Raw genomic sequence first — 15438 nt, 5'->3', positions numbered from 1 at the left:
GGGCGCCTTGCTGTAAAATCATGCGCTTTTTCGAGGCTCTACTGATGACCGCTCGCATCATCGACGGCAACGCGCTTTCCGCGCAGGTCCGTGGCGAAATCGCTGAGCGCGCCGCAGCATTGACGGCGCGTGGTGTGCAACCCTGCCTGGCGGTCATCCTGGTCGGCGGAGATCCGGCGTCGGCCGTCTACGTGCGCAACAAGGTTGCCGGTTGCGAGAAGGCCGGTATCCGGTCGCTGCGCTTCGACTACCCCGAGAACGCCACCCAGGACGAGGTGATGGCCAAGCTCGCCGAGCTCAACGCCGACCCGTCGGTGCATGGCATCCTGGTGCAGCTGCCCTTGCCCAAGCATCTGGACGAAACCGCAGTGCTCGAAGCCATCGACATCAGGAAGGATGTCGACGGCTTCCACGCCGAGAACGTCGGCCGCCTGTCGCAGAACCGCGAGGCCTTCATCCCCTGCACGCCGCATGGCGTCATGAAGATGCTCGAGAGCACCGGCACGCAGGTGCAGGGCGCCGAGGCCGTGGTGATCGGACGTTCGAACATCGTCGGCAAGCCGATGGCGATGCTGCTGACCAACGCCGGCGCCACCGTCACAGTGTGCCATTCGAAGACGAAGGATCTGGCCTTCCACACCCGCCGCGCCGACATCCTGGTCGCCGCCATCGGCAAGCCGCGCTTCGTCACCGGCGACATGGTCAAGCCGGGCGCCACCGTCATCGACGTCGGCATCAACCGCCTGCAGGACGGCCCCGACGCCGGCAAGCTGTGCGGCGACGTGGATTTCGAGTCGGCCAAGACCGTGGCCGGCGCCATCACCCCGGTGCCAGGCGGCGTGGGGCCGATGACGATCACCATGCTGCTCGAGAACACCGTGATTTCCGCCGAGCGCACCGCGCGTGCCTGTGGCAAGTAAGGACAGCGAGATGAGCGAAATCAAACCCGTCGTCGGCATCATCATGGGGTCCAACTCCGACTGGCCCACGATGAAGGCGGCCGCGAAGATGCTGGAGGACTTCGGCGTGGCCTTCGAGGCCAAGGTCGTCTCCGCCCACCGCACGCCCGACCTGATGTTCGAGTACGCCGAGGCCGCGCGCGGCCGCGGGCTCAAGGCGATCATCGCCGGTGCGGGCGGCGCGGCCCACCTGCCGGGCATGGTCGCAGCCAAGACCACGCTGCCGGTGCTCGGCGTGCCGGTGCAGTCGAAGGCGCTGTCGGGGCAAGATTCGCTGCTGTCCATCGTGCAGATGCCCAAGGGCATCCCGGTCGCCACCTTCGCCATCGGCGAGGCGGGGGCGGCCAACGCCGGCCTGTTCGCGGTGGCGCTGCTGGCCACCGAGGATGCCGCGCTGGCGCAGAAACTCGCCGACTTCCGTGCCCGCCAGACCCAGGCGGTGCTCGACATGACCCTGGATTGAGAGTCGCATCATGATCCTCCCGCCTGCCACCCTTGGCATGCTCGGCGGCGGCCAGCTCGGCCGCTTTTTCGTTTCAGCCGCGCACGAGATGGGCTACAAGGTCTGGGTGCTCGACCCCGACCCGCACAGCCCCGCCGGCCTCATTGCCGACCGCCACCTGGTTGCCGCCTACGACGATTACGTCGCGCTCGACACGCTGGGCAGCGAATGCGCCGCGGTGACGACCGAGTTCGAGAACGTCCCCGCCGACACGCTGGACTACCTGACCAAGTTCATCCCGGTGCACCCGGCGGCGAGCGCGGTGGCGGTGTGCCAGAACCGCATCGCGGAGAAGAGCTTCCTCGCCGACAACGGCCTGCCGCACGGTCCCTTCGCCGCCATCCGCAGCGAGGACGACATCCGCAATGCCAACGCCGGCCTGTTCCCGGCCGTGCTCAAGGTCGCGCGCTTCGGCTACGACGGCAAGGGCCAGGCCCGCGTCGCCGACCGCGACGAGGCGGTGGCCGCCTTCCAGCACTTCAAGGGCGAGCCCTGCGTGCTGGAGAAGATGCTGACGCTGGACTACGAAGTGTCGGTGGTGCTGGCGCGCGACGAGGCAGGCAACGTGCGCTGCTTTCCGACCGGCGAGAACCGCCACCGCAACGGCATCCTCGACGTCACCATCGCGCCGGCGCAGGCGTCGGCCTGTCTGAGGGACAATGCGCAGGAGATCGCCGAGCGCATCGCCGAGAAGCTCGGCTACGTCGGCACGCTGGGCGTGGAGTTCTTCGTCTGCCGTGGCGAACTGTTCGTCAACGAGATGGCGCCGCGTCCGCACAACAGCGGCCACCACACCATCGACGCCTGCGACGTCAGCCAGTACGAGCAGCAGGTGAGGGCGCTGTGCGGCCTGCCGCTGGCCACGCCGCGCCAGCATTCCGCGGCGGTCATGGTCAATCTGCTGGGCGAGCTGTGGTACGAGGACGGCAAGGGCCATGGCGCCTACCGCGAGCCGGACTGGTCGCTGCTGCACGCCGTACCCGGACTGCGCCTACACCTGTACGGCAAGCATCACGCCCGCCCGGGGCGCAAGATGGGCCACTTCGTGGTGACCGGCGACGATGCCGCCGCGGTGCTTGAGCGAGCGCTGGCTGCGCGTGCCGCGATCGGAATCCGCGACGCGTGAGCGCACGGCGATGAGCGATACCGGGGCCAAGCCGCGCGGCCGCATCGAACCGCCCACGCTGGTCGCCATCCGCGAGGCGGCCGACCTGCTGCGCGCCGGCGACATCGTCGGCATGCCGACCGAGACGGTGTATGGCCTCGCCGCCGATGCGCTGAACCCCGAGGCCGTCCGCAAGATCTTCGCCGCCAAGGGCAGGCCGGCCGATCATCCGCTCATCGTCCATCTGCCTTCGGCCGACCACCTGCCGCGCTGGGCGGCCAGCATCCCCAAGGACGCCATCGCGCTGGCGCGCGCCTTCTGGCCCGGCCCGCTGACGCTGATCCTGAAGCGCACGCCCGAGGTGCCCCTTGAGGTCACCGGCGGCCAGGACACCGTCGGCCTGCGCGTGCCCTCGCACTCCATCGCGCTGGCGATGCTGCAGGTGTTCGATTCCGGCATCGCCGCGCCCAGCGCCAACCGCTTCGGCCGCATCAGCCCGACCACCGCTGCACACGTGCAGGAGGAGTTGGGCGATCGTGTGGCGATGATCGTCGACGGCGGGGCCTGCGCGGTCGGCATCGAATCGACCATCCTCGACTTCTCGCGCGACGTGCCCGAGATCCTGCGCCCCGGCGCGATCACGCCCGACGACATCGCCCGCGTCATCGGTCGCCGTCCGCGCGTGCGTGGAGAGCCCGCACCCTTAGTGGCTACCGAAGGCGCCGCCGCGCCGGCACCCCGCGTCTCGGGTGCCCTTGCGGCCCACTACGCCCCGCGCACGCCGCTGCGCCTGGTCGAACCCGCGCTGCTCGCCGACGAGGCCGCCACCCTGGCGGGCGAGGGCAGTCGTGTCGCCGTGCTCGCCCACGCCACACCCAATCCGCACGACTCCCGCCTCATCTGGCAGCCCATGCCGGCCGACCCCGCCGCTTACGCGCAGGAGCTCTACGCCAGCCTGCGCGCCGCGGACGCCCTCGACGCCGACTTCATCCTCATCGAAGCCCTGCCGGGCGGCACCGGTTGGGCCGCAGTGGCAGATCGCCTCGGTCGCGCCGCGGTCGGTTCGGGGGCAGCGGACGATCGGGGCTGATTGCTGCCGCATCGCAGGGCGAGGGGCTTCCATTTCGCGCGCTGGCTCACTATAATGCGCGCTCTTTCAGGGCCGATAGCTCAGCTGGGAGAGCGCTGCGTTCGCAATGCAGAGGTCGGGAGTTCGATCCTCCTTCGGTCCACCAAAAATTCATAGTAAAAACAACGCATTACACTTTGCAGTGTGATGCGTTGTTTTGCTTTTGGTGGCCCGGATTCGCATGCTGGATGTGACGAGATTGTAGTGCCGTTCTGCCACGGCTTGCCGACGGCGAGCGGGTGCGCCGACCATTTTCTTGCTTGGTGGCCAATCAAAGCCGACTTTAATTGTGGTTAATCAAATTAAAGGGTGCTTTAATTTGGTGGCGTCCCACTAAAGATTGCTTTCAATGACACGCACCACCGGAACCTATTCGATTTCCACGACGCTGGGCGAGTCGGTGCGCGCATTCTTGCCCAACGCCTTGCCGCCGTCTGATCCGGCCCTGTCACCCGTGGTGTTCACCGAACTGAATCGACAGGCCGAGCTCGCGCTCGCACGTTTGGCGGGCGTGTCTGGGCTGGTGCCGTCGGTGGACTGGTTGTTGTACAGCGCCATCCGCAAGGAAGCCCTGCTCACGTCGCAGATCGAGGGTACACAGGCCACACTCACCGACCTGTTCGACGAGGAAGCGGGCTTCAAGGTCAGCAATACCGACGATGTGGAGGAGGTGACCAACTACCTCCGTGCTTTTCGCTGGACTCAGGAGCAACTGCGCGATCCCAAAGGTTTGCCCATCAGCGTGCGGCTGTTGTGCGAGGCACACCGTCGCCTGCTTGATGGAGTTCGCGGGGCAGGCAAGCAACCAGGCGAGCTGCGTCGGTCGCAAAACTGGATCGGTGGCACACGGCCCGGCAATGCGGTTTTCGTACCTCCGCCGCCGGAGCACGTTCCAACGCTGTTGGCCGACATGGAACGGTTCATTCATGACACGGCGACGAATTTGCCGCCGATGGTCAAGGTGGCCCTGATCCACGCGCAGTTTGAAACCATTCACCCTTTTCTGGACGGCAACGGACGCATAGGCCGACTGCTGATCGCAGCACTGTTCGAGCAATGGGGGCTGCTGTCCGAGCCCTTGATGTATCTCAGTGGCTACCTCAAGCAACACCAGGCTGAGTATTACCGTCGCCTGTCAGCCATCCGCGCGGAGGGTGATTGGGAGTCTTGGGTCCGCTTCTTTCTGGAAGGCGTGGCAATCGCTGCGGGCGACGCCGAAAAAAACATCATTGAAGTGGCCAGCCTCGTGGCCACAGATCGCAGACGCTTGCTGCAATCGACGAAGGCTGGCCCGGCCAGCTACCGGCTGTTCGAGCTGCTGCCCATGATGCCGCGCTTCACCATCGAACGCGTTCGCCAGAAACTGGACACCAGCTTTCCCACCGCAACGGCGGCGGTCAAGGTACTGGAAGAGTTAGGCATCGTGACCGAAATGACCGGGCAGAAAAAGAACCGGAGTTACAGCTATCAGGCCTACGTTGAACTGCTCTCTCGGTGACAAACGCCTGCAAGTCCGCAGCAATCCGCAGCAGTGCTATCCAATCCAGGTAGCCGGCTTCTCCGACGGCACCCATCCGCCACTAGAACACCCGCCAGAACAGCGCACAACACGACTCAGTGTCGTGCGCTGTTCTGCGTGCGGTGGCCCGAGCTTGCATCAACGTCCGCACCCCAGCCGCCACATTTCATCGGTGTGGTTACGGCGTCGTTCCCTGAGCCATTCCATCTTCTGCGGACCGCCGCCCATCCGGCCCTCTGCGTCGATCTTCCTGATGCGCCGCTCGTGATGCTTGCAGGCAGCCTCGTTCCCGCTCGGTTCGGCAGGCGCGCTCGAAATCAACCCCACGGCCTTGCCTTCGTAGCGGGGCGCAGGCGGGGTTGAGTACCTGACGGTTGGCACGGGCGGGGGCGAGATGACGTTCATCGTCCCGCCGGCGACGGTAGCCTGTTTCGTTCCGCTCGGGCAGGGTTCTGTCTGGTAGAGGACGCCTTTCGGCCCCTGGCACCGGTAGGGCCCGTTCGCCGCCGGTGCCGCTTCCCGGCTGACGGCCGGGGCGCCTCCCGTACCGGACGGCCCGAACCGCGTTGCCTCCGGCGTGCCCCTGGTCGGCGTGGCGCTCGCACTTGGAGCGGTCCTGTGCTGTGCGTCCCACCACAGCACGCCCCCGACACCGCAGCCCACGAGAGCCGTCAGCGCGAGTGCCAGTACGTTGATCTTCATCTTCACGGCATTCCCGAAAAACCTGTTTGCGTAAGTCTATTCATCCCGAAGTCATCGCGCCGTGAACGCCGGTACGGTGCCGGCATCGATTCGATAGTCGAGGTGCAGGTCATCGGGGGGAGCGTGGGGACGGGAGGTGGTTGAGGCGGGAGTCGGCTTCTCGGCCGTTGCTGACGCTCGGGGTGGCAGAACTCAAGGGTGACCACCCGTCTAAAAGCGAACCCTTAGCGCGGTGCGTGTCATACCAGGAAACTGCCCTGCAGAGTAAGTAAGTCGGCCCTGAGCGGCAGTTTGCTGACACATTGCTGCCCCCCGTGTACGTCGAAATTCCAATGACGGCTCAGGCCGAATTGTTGCCCCCCGCCCGAGTCCTCAGCCCCCATCTCCCCACGGCAGCGTCGGCGCCACCAGGCGCGGCGCCCGACCGTCGCCGACGGTGCCGAAGCGTTCATCTCCCTGTTCCCACGCTGCCTGCGCCTGCGCGATGTCCGTCTTGCTGAAGCCGACGAAGTTCCACCACATCAGCACCGGCTGTTCGAACGGCTCGCCACCGAGGAACAGGGCCCGCGCCTGCGGGCAGGGCGAGGCGCAGTTCGTTCCGCCCCTTGCCGAGGTAGGCGAGCTCGTCGGGTTGGACGGTCTCGCCGTCGATGGTTGCGTCGCCCACGAGGGGCATCAGTCCGTATTCGAAATCCGGGTCGAGCGCGAGCGTGAGTTCGCTCGCGTCGTCGCAGACGATGTCGACGCCGACCAGCGGGGAATGGATGCGCGCAGGTGCGCTTCTCTGGCCGTAGCGACCGGCGAGCAGGGTCAGTTCGGCGCCGCCTTCGCGCCACTGCGGCAATTCGGCGTAGTGGTCGAAGGCCGGTTCGCAATCCTTGTGCGTCGGCGGCAGGGCGATCCAGAGCTGGGCCGCATGCAGCCGCTCGCCGTCGCGCAGCGAATCCTCGGTATGGGCGATGCCGTGGCCGGCGGTCATCAGGTTGACCTGCCCGGGGCGGATGACCTGTTCGTTGCCCAGGCTGTCGCGGTGCAGCACCTCGCCTTCGATCAGCCAGGTGAAGGTTTGCAGGCCGATGTGCGGATGAGCGTCGACGTGCATGCCCTTGCCGGGTTCGAACTGCACCGGGCCGGCGTGATCGAGAAAACACCATGCCCCCACCATCCGCTGCTGGCGATTGGGGAGGGTGCGGCGGACAATCATGCCGTCGCCGAGGTCGGCGTTGCGGGGCGGGATGTGGACGATCGGGTGCATGGTCGGTGTCCTCGAGGGGGCGGTTGGGGCGCAAGGGCCTGACCCACGCCCTGCTCATCAAGGACAGCTTCAACGCGAAGCCGTTGGCGGACGCTGAGCCCGATGGCCATTCAGTACAATGCGGACGGCGCTACAGGATCAGCCAGTCGGGATGCTGCATGCTGTGCGCACTATCGGGATCGAGGGATGAGATATCACATGAAGCACATGGCGGCATTGCTGATCGCGCTTTGCGTTTGTCTTCCGAATGGAATGGCGTTGGCTGCGGCCGCTCAAGAGCAAAGGGCAGTTGCCGAGGGTCAGGCGCCCGACAGGCAGAACGACAAGGCAGGGAAGGATGCCGCGCCGGCGGAAGTGGCGAGGGCCGCCCCTGACAATCGGGCTTCGTTGCTGCATATCGTTCTGGCGGGTGCCGTCCTGATCGTGGTTGGAAACATGGTCATCTCTTTTGCCAAGAGGAAGATGGAAAGGGATATGGAAGCCGCCAAGGAAAAGGCTGACGCCGAGGGGCAAGGGAAGCGCTCCTGAACCGGGGTGTTCAGGTTGCAGCGCTGATCCGGTCATGCCCTGGCAGCACACCGTGCGACGCGGACGACCCGCGCGCCTGTAACCCGCGGGCGCGGCCGGCGTGATTCGACGCCCGGGCCACGCCGCAGTCACGCTTCCAGCGCCTCACGCCTCCGCACCCAGCATCTTCTCGCGCCGGTTCTCGGCCCGCGCGGCGCCGATGGCGGTGCCGACGTTCATGATTTCCTCGGGCGGCGGCAGGACGGCGGGGAAGCCGAGGGCGTCGATCCACAGTTCGCGACACCAGCCCTTGGTGTGGTACAGGTGGTGGTCTTCCTGGTCCTCGACTTCCTCGTGCGCGGCCTTCAGCACGGCCGCGAGCTTGCCGGTGGCGTTTTCGGCGATGTGGCCGATCAGTTCCCAGTTGAGGTGGTCCTTGGTTTCGGCCTGCGTGACGCATTCCGCGGCGACCAGTTGGGCCGCGGCAGCGTTGCCGGCCTTCCTGGCGAGTTTCATCGCCTCGACCAGCGAGTTGCCGATGTGGGCGACGACCTTGCGTCCGGGGCTGTCGGCATCGGGGTCTAGGCCCAGTTGCTCGAACACCCGCAGCAGGGTCTTGCGGTGGCCCTTGGTTTCCTCGAGGTATTCGGACCATTCTTCGCGCAGGTCCTTGTTCGCTGCGCAGGTGATGGCGGTTTCGTAGATCTTGATGCCGCCCATTTCGGTTTCCAGCGCCTGGTAAAGCAGTTCATGTATCTGGGTTTCGTCGTGGCTCTTGCGGCTCATGGCTTCCTCTCGTCGGTTGGGATTTGGGGCAGGGCGGCGGAGTGTCGCCCTGCCTGTTCGCTACGGTGTCCGCTTTGATGCGGCACCGATGAGACGAGTCTAGGAAGCGTTGGACGGGCTGGCTGTAGGCGGAGGATGTCCTTCAGGTAGGAATACGGGAAGTGCAGCGGGGGCCTTCGCGCTTCAGGCGGCCTTGCGCGCCACCATGCCGATCAGCGCCGAGCGCCCCACGTGCCCGCTGCCCTCGGCAATGGTGTCCTCGTACTCGACCAGTTCCTCGATCTCCCAGTCGGCGAAGGCCTCGCGCAGGATGTCCTCGGTGTAGAGGTTCTCGACCGCCGACGGTCCGCCCGTGCGGTACTCGAGCTGCGTCGGCGTGTAGCCCTGCAGCAGGATGCGGCCGCCGGGGCGGGTGAGCTGCTTCATCACCTCGAACTGGCGCTCTCGCCATTCCGGGCCGACGAACTGGATGAAGATACCGACGACCCAGTCGAACGCGGCCTGCATGTCGGCCGGCGGCCAGCCGGGGGCGAGCATGTCGGCCTGGATGAAGTTCACCTCGACCTTGCGCGCCGCGGCAAGGTGGCGGGCCTTCTCGATGGCGACCGCGGAGATCTCGATGCCGGTGACTTCCAGACCGAGCTCGGCCAGCCAGACCGAGTTGCGGCCTTCCCCATCGGCGATGGAGATGGCGTTGCGCCCGTCCTGCAGCCGTTGTTCGCGGCGCGCGAGAAAGCGGTTCGGCTCGGTACCGAACAGGTAGTCCTGGCCGGCGTCGCTGTAGCGCTTGCTCCAGATGCAGTTCTGGTCCATTGGGGCGGCTCCTTGTGGAATGGCGGCGGCAGTCAGGCCGCGGGCTGCAGCTTGTCCTGGGTGCGGGTGTCGAAGTCGCCGGCGTCGTGGCGCTCGTGCAACTGGCTGTCCAGCGGGCCCATCACGCGGTTGACCATGCGCCCGCGCTGCACCGCAGGGCGCGCGGCGATTTCGTCGGCCCAGCGGACGACGTTGCGGTAGTCCTGCACCTGCAGGAACTCGCCGGCGTCGTAAAGCAGGCCCTTGGCCATGCCGCCGTACCAGGGCCAGATCGCCATGTCGGCGATGGTGTATTCGTCGCCGGCCACGTATCGGTGTTCGGCCAGCCGGCGGTCGAGAACGTCCATCTGGCGCTTGGTTTCCATCGCGAAGCGGTCGATGGCGTACTCGATCTTGCTCGGCGCGTAGGCGTAGAAGTGGCCGAAGCCGCCGCCCAGGTAGGGCGCGCTGCCCACCTGCCAGAACAGCCACGACAGGCACTCGGCGCGCCGGGCGGGGTCGGTCGGCACGAAGGCGCCGAATTTTTCCGCCAGATACAGCAGGATGGCGCCGGATTCGAACACCCGCACCGGCTCCGGCCCGCTGCAGTCGAGCAGGGCGGGGATCTTGGAGTTCGGGTTCACATCGACGAAGCCGCTGCCGAACTGGTCGCCCTCGTTGATGCGGATCAGCCAGGCGTCGTACTCGGCGCCGCTGTGCCCGGCGGCGAGCAGTTCTTCCAGCATCACCGTCACCTTCACGCCGTTGGGCGTGGCGAGCGAATAGAGCTGCAGCGGGTGCCGGCCCCGCGGCAGGGCATGGTCGTGCGTCGCGCCGGCGACGGGGCGGTTGATGCTCGCAAAATGGCCGCCGCTCGGCTTGGTCCAGGTCCAGACCTTGGGCGGGGTGTAATCGGGGGTGTTCGACATGGAGCCTCCGCGTGGATTGTCCTCAAGGCTGCATCATAGAGTGCGGAACCCCGGGCTGCATCGGCGGCGGTGGAGATCAGCGCGTCGTCTCCTTCAGGGGCGCATGCCCAGCTTGCGGTGTGCGGCCTGATAGGACGCGAGGAAGGTGCGCCAGTCTTGGTCGGGCATGGGCGCGCGGTGGCGGCTCAACTGGGCCAGATCGTGCTTCGAGGCGCGGCTGGCGGACAGCCGGAGACGTGCCTTCTCGAGATCGAGCAGGGCGACGTTCGGCAGTTCGGCTTGCGGCCGTTCGCGCACGAAGATGTGCTTGGCGTAGAGGCAGCCATGCTGCCAGTGCGCGCGATGCATGCGTGCGAGCAGGCGGGCGAGTTCGTCGAGGACCGTCTTGCGCAAGGCTTCGTCGCGCGGCTCGGCATACCATCGATCCAGGCTCTGATGGCCGTCCAGGGCGCGCGTGACGAGCACTGCAGCCCATTGGCCCGTGTCGCGCCGCGCGCCGCAGTAGTCGAGCACCGGCACCGGGATGTCGAGTGCCGAAAGGGCCTGCAGCGCCGTTGCCTCGCGCAGCACGGTCGGCCTGCCGAAGGGGTGGCGCACGGTTCGGTACAGGTGTCCGGTCTGGCGCTTCACATACAGGCAGCGGCCCGAGGCATCGGTCACGCGCTGCACGCCGCTGTTGCCGCCGCGGCGAACGTTCGGCGCTTCGACCCATTCACCGTCGGCCCGCCACCAACGCTCGAACTCCGCGTCCGCACTGCAAGGAATGCCGAACTGCATCATCACCCCGACTTCCGCAGCAGGTACACGCGCCACATCGCATAGCGGGGCAGGAAATCGAAGTGGTTCTGGATGACGAAGCCCGCCTTGGCGAACTCGGCCTCGATCACTCCGCGCGCAACGATGAAGCGGTTGGCGTTGGCGGACGTGCGCCCCGCGCGGGCCCGGCGCTGCTCCAGCCGGTTGCGCTTCCAGGCCTTGTAGTTTCCATCGACCCAGAGCGAGACGATCACGCTGTCGCGCGTGACGCGATGGAACTCGCGCAGCATCGCCAGCCGGTGCTCAGGTTCGCGAATGTGGTGGAGCAGGCGCATGCAGAAGATGCTGTCGACTGCAGCATCGGGAAGGTCGATGGCGAAGGCCGAGGTCCTGAGCGGTTTAACCCGCGCCACGACGTCCGCCGGCTGGTTCGCGAGCGCCGTGGACAGCATTGCCTCGGCGTTGTCGGCGGCGATGATCTCGCGCTGCGGGTCCTCGGCCAGCAGCGGCCAGAAGCGCCCCGCGCCGCAGGGCAGATCCAGCACCTGCCGCGGGGCGCCGGCCTGTGCGAGTGCCTTGCGTGCGAGCTGGACGTCGCGCCAGTGGGAGAGGCGCCGCGCCAGGCCGTCCTGATGCTTGGCGAAATACTGCACCGCGTGGGTGTCGTCATACTTGTCCGAGAACGCCAGCCTGACGGGCGCCTTGTTCGACTGCATGTGGGAGTCTCCAGAGGGAAGAGCAATGTTCTGGAGCGCAAGGGTGGACAACGCAGCTTAAGTCGAGCTTAAGCGGGCATCGGCAGGTTCCCGGGGCGGGGCAGCGCGCAAGCGGTGCGATCCCGCTCGGGGCAGGCCGCGCTGGACACGGACGCCCGTGGCGGCCCACTTAAGCGTGGATTAATCCTCGCTCCTTACCTTGGCGGCAACTCGTTTCCAAGGACCATTATGTCTGGCGCACTTCAACGTCGCTTCAACCGCTTGTCCCATGGCCCGTCAGTGTCGCACGTGGTAGCGGGACACCCCCGTCGCCATGCCGCCGAGGCATTCATCAGGGCGACCTTCAGGCATGCCTACGCGGCCGACGTGCCTGCGTTCGCGCCGAACCTCATGCTGCTCGAGCAGGACGCGCGTTCGCGGGCCGCGGTGGGCTGGCGAAGCGCGGCCGAAGAGGGGCTCTTTCTGGAGCGTTACCTCGATGCGCCCATCGAGCACGAGATCGGCCGGCTGGCCGGGCAGGCCGTGCCGCGCGAACGCATCGTCGAGGTCGGCAACCTGGCGGCGGAGCGCCCGGGCAGCAGCGTGGACCTGATCCTGCTGCTCGCGGCGCATCTCGATCTGCTCGGTTTCGAGTGGGTGGTGTTCACCGCGACGAGCGAGTTGATCGGCATCTTCCGCCGCCTCGGCCTTCCGCCGCTGGCTTTGGCCCAGGCTGATCCCGAACGGCTCGGGAACGAGGCGCTGGCCTGGGGCCGCTATTACGACACCCGGCCGGTCGTCGTGGCAGGGAGAATTCGCATGGCGCTCGACAAGGGGAGCGAACGTGGCTGAGTTCTCCTGGCTCGACGTGCTCGCGTCCCACGACAAGGGTGCCCCCCTGCTCGTCGCCGGACTGCGGTGCTGGCACTCGGCCGAGATCGCGGACGAACTGCGTGCGCTGCAGCCGCGGCTTGCCGATTCGAAAGTGGTCGCCGTGCTTGCCGACAACGGGCCGGCATGGGTGATGGCCGATCTCGGCATCCAGCTTGCGGGCAAGGTGCATCTGCCGCTGCCGGCCTTCTTCACGCAGGCGCAGTTGCGCCATGCGCTCGAGCACAGCGCGGCGGACACGGTCATCACCGACACGCCGGAGCGTATCGGCGCGCTCGATCTCGGTTTCTGCCACACCGGGCGGTGGCAGGGGCTGCACTGGATGCGGCGGGTCGTTCCGGCGGTCGCCTTGCCCGAGGGCACGGCGAAGATCTCCTTTACCTCCGGCAGCACGGGCGCGCCCAAAGGGGTATGCCTGTCGCGCGAGGGCTTGCTCGACACGGCCACCGCCGTTGGCGAGGCGACGCTGACACTGGGGCTCGATCGCCATCTGGCCGTGTTGCCGCTGGCTCTGCTGCTGGAGAACGTGGCGGGCGTCCATGCGGCGCTGCTGCGTGGCATCACCGTCCATCTTCCGCCGCTTGGCGAGATGGGTTGGCAAGGCGGCGCGGGCTTCGATCCGGCGCGGCTGGATGCGGTCGTGCGCGAAAGTGACGTGTCGAGCCTCATCCTCGTCCCCGAACTACTGAAGGTCTGGAGCCTCTGGCTCTCCGCCCACGCGCGGTCGGCGAGCGCGGGCCTGCGTTTTGTCGCCGTGGGCGGCGTACGTGTTGCCGCCGGGCTGCTCGAGCTTGCACGGTCGCGTGGCATTCCCGCCTACCAGGGCTACGGCTTCACCGAGGCCGGATCCGTCGTGAGCCTGAATGTGCCGGGCGACGATGGCGAGGATGCCGGTTCCCCTCTGCCGCATGTGCAGCTGTCGGTGCGCGAGGGCGAGGTCGTGGTGCAGGCGCGTGCCTTCCTCGGCTACGTCGGCGGCGAACGGGCCGCTTGCGGCGCATTCGCGAGCGGCGACCTCGGACATCTCGACGACCGCGGCCATCTCCATCTCGACGGTCGGCGCGGAAACTTGCTGATCACCGCCTACGGACGCAACGTTTCGCCCGAATGGGTCGAGTCCCTGCTGCTGGCCGATGCCGGCGTGGCTCAGGCCGTGGTCGTCGGCGATGGCCGGCCGCAGCTCGCCGCGCTGATCGTTCCGTCGCCGGGTGCCGATTCCGCTGCCCTCGCGGCGCTGATCGACCGTGTCAATGCCGCCTTGCCCGACTACGCACGCGTTGGCCGCTGGTTGAGGGTGCCGTCCTTCACGCTCGAGAACGGCCTGGCGACGGGCAATGGCCGCCCCGTGCGTGCACGGGTTATCGAACACCATTCAACACAGATCGACGCGCTTTACGCCGCCTCATCTGACGAAACGCAAACCAACGACAAGGAAGCCAATGATGTCCTTCTATGAGCAGCTTCGCCTGAAGACCGACGAAGCGCGCCAGCATCTCGTCACCGCACCGATCATCGTGGACTGCCTGGCGGGCCGGGTGAGCCGCGAGGCCTATATCTCCTTCCTCACCCAGGCCTATCACCACGTCAGGCACACCGCGCCACTGCTGATGAGTCTGGGCGGCCGGTTGCCGGAACGGCAGGGCTGGATGCGCAAGGCGGTGGCCGAGTACATCGAGGAAGAGATCGGCCACGAGGAGTGGATCCTCAACGACATCCGTGCCGCAGGCGGCGATGCGGAGGCCGTTCGTGCCGGCCTGCCCGATCTCCCGGCGGAGGTGATGGTGGCCTACGCGTACGACCTGATCAGCCGCCGCAATCCGGCGGCCTTCTTCGGCATGGTCTTCGTGCTCGAGGGCACCAGTGTCGCGCTCGCGTTGACGGCCGCCGATCGCATCCAGGCGGCGCTTGGCCTGCCGGATGCTGCCTTCTCCTACCTGCGCTCGCATGGCACGCTCGACCAGGCGCACACGCAGCACCTGGCGAATCTGCTCGAGCGCATGGCGCCCGAGGATCAGGCGGACGTTGTCCATGCCGCACGCGTGTTCTTCAAGTTGTACGGCGATGTGTTCCGTGCGCTGCCGAGCGAGGGCGGATCATGCTGCTGACGGATGCGCGCGTCGTCCTCACCGGCGCTACCGGGGGGCTGGGCGAGGCACTGGCGCGCAAGCTGGCCAAGGGCGGGGCATCGCTGCTGCTCACCGCCCGCGACCCCGCGCGCCTTGAACGGCTTGCCTGCAGTGTGAATGGGCCATGCAGCGTGCTGGCCACCGACCTCACCGCTACCGATGGCGTCGATCGCCTTGCCGCCGCCGCCCGCCATTTCGGCGCCAACGTGCTGGTCAACAATGCCGGCATCGGGGGCTTCGGCCTGTTCGAAGAGCAGGGCTGGGGCGAGGTCGAACGCATCCTCACGACGAATCTCGCGGTGCCTGTCAGGCTGACGCAGGCCCTGCTGCCTTCGCTGCGCACGCAACCCGCGGCCGTGGTCGTGAACATCGGCTCCGCATTCGGCAGCATTCCGTTCGCGGGTTTCGCCGCCTACTCGGCCGCCAAGGCCGGGCTGCGCGCCTTCTCCCAGGCACTGCGGCGCGAGCTGGCCGATACGGGGGTGCGTGTCGTCCATGTGGCCCCGCGGGCAATCGACACCGCGCTCAACTCGCTGGCGGTCAGGCAGCTCAATGCCGAACTCGGCAACGCCAGTGACGCGCCTGAAGAGGTCGCCGGCGTCGTGCTCGCCGCCATCGAGGATGGGTGCGCCGAGCGCGTTGTCGGCCAGCCCGAACGTCTCTTCGCCTGGCTCAACGGATGTGCGCCCGCGCTGGTCGATCGCGGCCTGCGCGGCAAGTTGGCCACCATCAAGCGGCATGCCGGCGATCGGACGATCGCCGCCGAACTCATTCAATCATGACAA

17 protein-coding genes, 1 tRNA gene and 1 pseudogene are annotated in these 15438 nt (G+C 67.0%); 11 read left to right on the top strand and 8 right to left on the bottom strand.

Annotated features, from left to right (window positions below; all coding sequences use genetic code 11):
- Positions 1-44 precede the first annotated feature (44 nt).
- The 6 genes from folD (at position 45) to CGK74_RS14120 (ending at position 5193) form a co-directional block, all read left to right on the top strand.
- Complete coding sequence (gene folD / locus CGK74_RS14145; RefSeq protein ID WP_094269079.1) at positions 45-920, top strand: bifunctional methylenetetrahydrofolate dehydrogenase/methenyltetrahydrofolate cyclohydrolase FolD; 876 nt, start codon at positions 45-47, stop codon at positions 918-920.
- Positions 921-930: 10 nt separating this feature from the next.
- A complete protein-coding gene (purE, locus tag CGK74_RS14140; protein ID WP_094269148.1) occupies positions 931-1422 on the top strand; it encodes a 5-(carboxyamino)imidazole ribonucleotide mutase in 492 nt (163 codons plus the stop codon).
- 10 nt (positions 1423-1432) lie between these two features.
- Entirely contained in the window at positions 1433-2587 is a 1155-nt protein-coding gene (locus CGK74_RS14135; protein ID WP_094269078.1) for a 5-(carboxyamino)imidazole ribonucleotide synthase, read from the top strand.
- Between the two features lie 10 nt (positions 2588-2597).
- Entirely contained in the window at positions 2598-3656 is a 1059-nt protein-coding gene (locus CGK74_RS14130) for an L-threonylcarbamoyladenylate synthase (RefSeq protein ID WP_094269147.1), read from the top strand.
- A 69-nt stretch (positions 3657-3725) separates the two neighbouring features.
- Positions 3726-3801: transfer RNA gene (locus tag CGK74_RS14125), tRNA-Ala, on the top strand.
- Between the two features lie 243 nt (positions 3802-4044).
- Complete coding sequence (locus CGK74_RS14120; protein WP_094269077.1) at positions 4045-5193, top strand: Fic family protein; 1149 nt, start codon at positions 4045-4047, stop codon at positions 5191-5193.
- A gap of 159 nt (positions 5194-5352) precedes the next feature.
- Here CGK74_RS14120 and CGK74_RS14115 read toward each other — a convergent pair whose 3' ends face one another.
- From CGK74_RS14115 to CGK74_RS19235, 3 genes and pseudogenes are all read right to left on the bottom strand, one after another.
- On the bottom strand, positions 5353-5916 hold the full coding sequence (locus CGK74_RS14115; RefSeq protein ID WP_094269076.1) for a hypothetical protein: 564 nt from the start codon (positions 5914-5916) through the stop codon (positions 5353-5355).
- Positions 5917-6288: 372 nt separating this feature from the next.
- Positions 6289-6438, bottom strand: coding sequence for a hypothetical protein (locus CGK74_RS19240; protein ID WP_240498730.1), 150 nt, complete (start codon positions 6436-6438; stop codon positions 6289-6291).
- A 436-nt stretch (positions 6439-6874) separates the two neighbouring features.
- A pseudogene (locus CGK74_RS19235) lies at positions 6875-7081 on the bottom strand (pirin family protein); the annotation flags it as partial.
- Positions 7082-7369: 288 nt separating this feature from the next.
- Here CGK74_RS19235 and CGK74_RS14105 point away from each other — a divergent pair.
- Positions 7370-7699 carry a hypothetical protein gene (locus CGK74_RS14105; RefSeq protein WP_094269075.1) on the top strand — a complete coding sequence of 110 codons (330 nt, stop codon included), beginning with the start codon at positions 7370-7372 and terminating at the stop codon, positions 7697-7699.
- 144 nt (positions 7700-7843) lie between these two features.
- Here CGK74_RS14105 and CGK74_RS14100 read toward each other — a convergent pair whose 3' ends face one another.
- From CGK74_RS14100 to CGK74_RS14080, 5 genes are all read right to left on the bottom strand, one after another.
- Complete coding sequence (locus CGK74_RS14100) at positions 7844-8464, bottom strand: ferritin-like domain-containing protein (RefSeq protein WP_094269074.1); 621 nt, start codon at positions 8462-8464, stop codon at positions 7844-7846.
- 183 nt (positions 8465-8647) lie between these two features.
- Positions 8648-9277: an SAM-dependent methyltransferase gene (locus CGK74_RS14095; RefSeq protein WP_094269073.1), complete on the bottom strand. Its 630-nt coding sequence runs from the start codon at positions 9275-9277 to the stop codon at positions 8648-8650.
- 32 nt (positions 9278-9309) lie between these two features.
- Positions 9310-10185 (bottom strand): glutathione-dependent disulfide-bond oxidoreductase, encoded by an 876-nt coding sequence (gene yghU, locus CGK74_RS14090; protein ID WP_094269072.1) that lies wholly within the window; start codon positions 10183-10185, stop codon positions 9310-9312.
- Positions 10186-10278: 93 nt separating this feature from the next.
- Positions 10279-10965 (bottom strand): lipopolysaccharide kinase InaA family protein, encoded by a 687-nt coding sequence (locus CGK74_RS14085; RefSeq protein WP_094269071.1) that lies wholly within the window; start codon positions 10963-10965, stop codon positions 10279-10281.
- Entirely contained in the window at positions 10965-11657 is a 693-nt protein-coding gene (locus tag CGK74_RS14080; RefSeq protein ID WP_094269070.1) for a class I SAM-dependent methyltransferase, read from the bottom strand. The genes CGK74_RS14085 and CGK74_RS14080 overlap by 1 nt, the downstream gene beginning before the upstream one ends.
- 228 nt (positions 11658-11885) lie before the next feature.
- Between CGK74_RS14080 and CGK74_RS14075 the strand changes: the two genes are divergently transcribed.
- Genes CGK74_RS14075 through CGK74_RS14060 form a run of 4 tightly spaced genes read left to right on the top strand, consistent with a single transcriptional unit; the run spans position 11886 to position 15435 of the window.
- Positions 11886-12488, top strand: coding sequence for a thermostable hemolysin (locus CGK74_RS14075; protein ID WP_094269069.1), 603 nt, complete (start codon positions 11886-11888; stop codon positions 12486-12488).
- Positions 12481-13983, top strand: a complete 1503-nt coding sequence (locus CGK74_RS14070; protein WP_094269068.1) for an AMP-binding protein — start codon at positions 12481-12483, stop codon at positions 13981-13983. The genes CGK74_RS14075 and CGK74_RS14070 overlap by 8 nt, the downstream gene beginning before the upstream one ends.
- Positions 13967-14632 carry an iron-containing redox enzyme family protein gene (locus tag CGK74_RS14065; protein ID WP_240498729.1) on the top strand — a complete coding sequence of 222 codons (666 nt, stop codon included), beginning with the start codon at positions 13967-13969 and terminating at the stop codon, positions 14630-14632. Before CGK74_RS14070 ends, CGK74_RS14065 begins: the two co-directional genes overlap by 17 nt.
- Positions 14623-15435, top strand: a complete 813-nt coding sequence (locus tag CGK74_RS14060) for an SDR family oxidoreductase (protein WP_094269067.1) — start codon at positions 14623-14625, stop codon at positions 15433-15435. The genes CGK74_RS14065 and CGK74_RS14060 overlap by 10 nt, the downstream gene beginning before the upstream one ends.
- Positions 15436-15438 lie beyond the last annotated feature (3 nt).

This window comes from Thauera propionica, from assembly GCF_002245655.1.
GTDB classification, from domain to species: domain Bacteria; phylum Pseudomonadota; class Gammaproteobacteria; order Burkholderiales; family Rhodocyclaceae; genus Thauera; species Thauera propionica.
This window is presented reverse-complemented; position numbering and strand designations above follow the sequence as displayed.

Bases quoted from the DNA above. Each gene is read 5' to 3' on its own strand.
- CGK74_RS14105 (WP_094269075.1), top strand. From the start codon at position 7,370: ATGAAGCACATGGCGGCATTGCTGATCGCGCTTTGCGTTTGTCTTCCG.
- folD (WP_094269079.1), top strand. From the start codon at position 45: ATGACCGCTCGCATCATCGACGGCAACGCGCTTTCCGCGCAGGTCCGT.
- CGK74_RS14100 (WP_094269074.1), bottom strand. From the start codon at position 8,464: ATGAGCCGCAAGAGCCACGACGAAACCCAGATACATGAACTGCTTTAC.
- purE (WP_094269148.1), top strand. From the start codon at position 931: ATGAGCGAAATCAAACCCGTCGTCGGCATCATCATGGGGTCCAACTCC.
- CGK74_RS14065 (WP_240498729.1), top strand. From the start codon at position 13,967: ATGATGTCCTTCTATGAGCAGCTTCGCCTGAAGACCGACGAAGCGCGC.
- CGK74_RS19240 (WP_240498730.1), bottom strand. From the start codon at position 6,438: ATGTGGTGGAACTTCGTCGGCTTCAGCAAGACGGACATCGCGCAGGCG.
- CGK74_RS14085 (WP_094269071.1), bottom strand. From the start codon at position 10,965: ATGATGCAGTTCGGCATTCCTTGCAGTGCGGACGCGGAGTTCGAGCGT.
- CGK74_RS14080 (WP_094269070.1), bottom strand. From the start codon at position 11,657: ATGCAGTCGAACAAGGCGCCCGTCAGGCTGGCGTTCTCGGACAAGTAT.
- CGK74_RS14130 (WP_094269147.1), top strand. From the start codon at position 2,598: ATGAGCGATACCGGGGCCAAGCCGCGCGGCCGCATCGAACCGCCCACG.
- CGK74_RS14120 (WP_094269077.1), top strand. From the start codon at position 4,045: ATGACACGCACCACCGGAACCTATTCGATTTCCACGACGCTGGGCGAG.
- CGK74_RS14060 (WP_094269067.1), top strand. From the start codon at position 14,623: ATGCTGCTGACGGATGCGCGCGTCGTCCTCACCGGCGCTACCGGGGGG.
- CGK74_RS14135 (WP_094269078.1), top strand. From the start codon at position 1,433: ATGATCCTCCCGCCTGCCACCCTTGGCATGCTCGGCGGCGGCCAGCTC.
- CGK74_RS14095 (WP_094269073.1), bottom strand. From the start codon at position 9,277: ATGGACCAGAACTGCATCTGGAGCAAGCGCTACAGCGACGCCGGCCAG.
- CGK74_RS14075 (WP_094269069.1), top strand. From the start codon at position 11,886: ATGTCTGGCGCACTTCAACGTCGCTTCAACCGCTTGTCCCATGGCCCG.
- CGK74_RS14115 (WP_094269076.1), bottom strand. From the start codon at position 5,916: ATGAAGATCAACGTACTGGCACTCGCGCTGACGGCTCTCGTGGGCTGC.
- yghU (WP_094269072.1), bottom strand. From the start codon at position 10,185: ATGTCGAACACCCCCGATTACACCCCGCCCAAGGTCTGGACCTGGACC.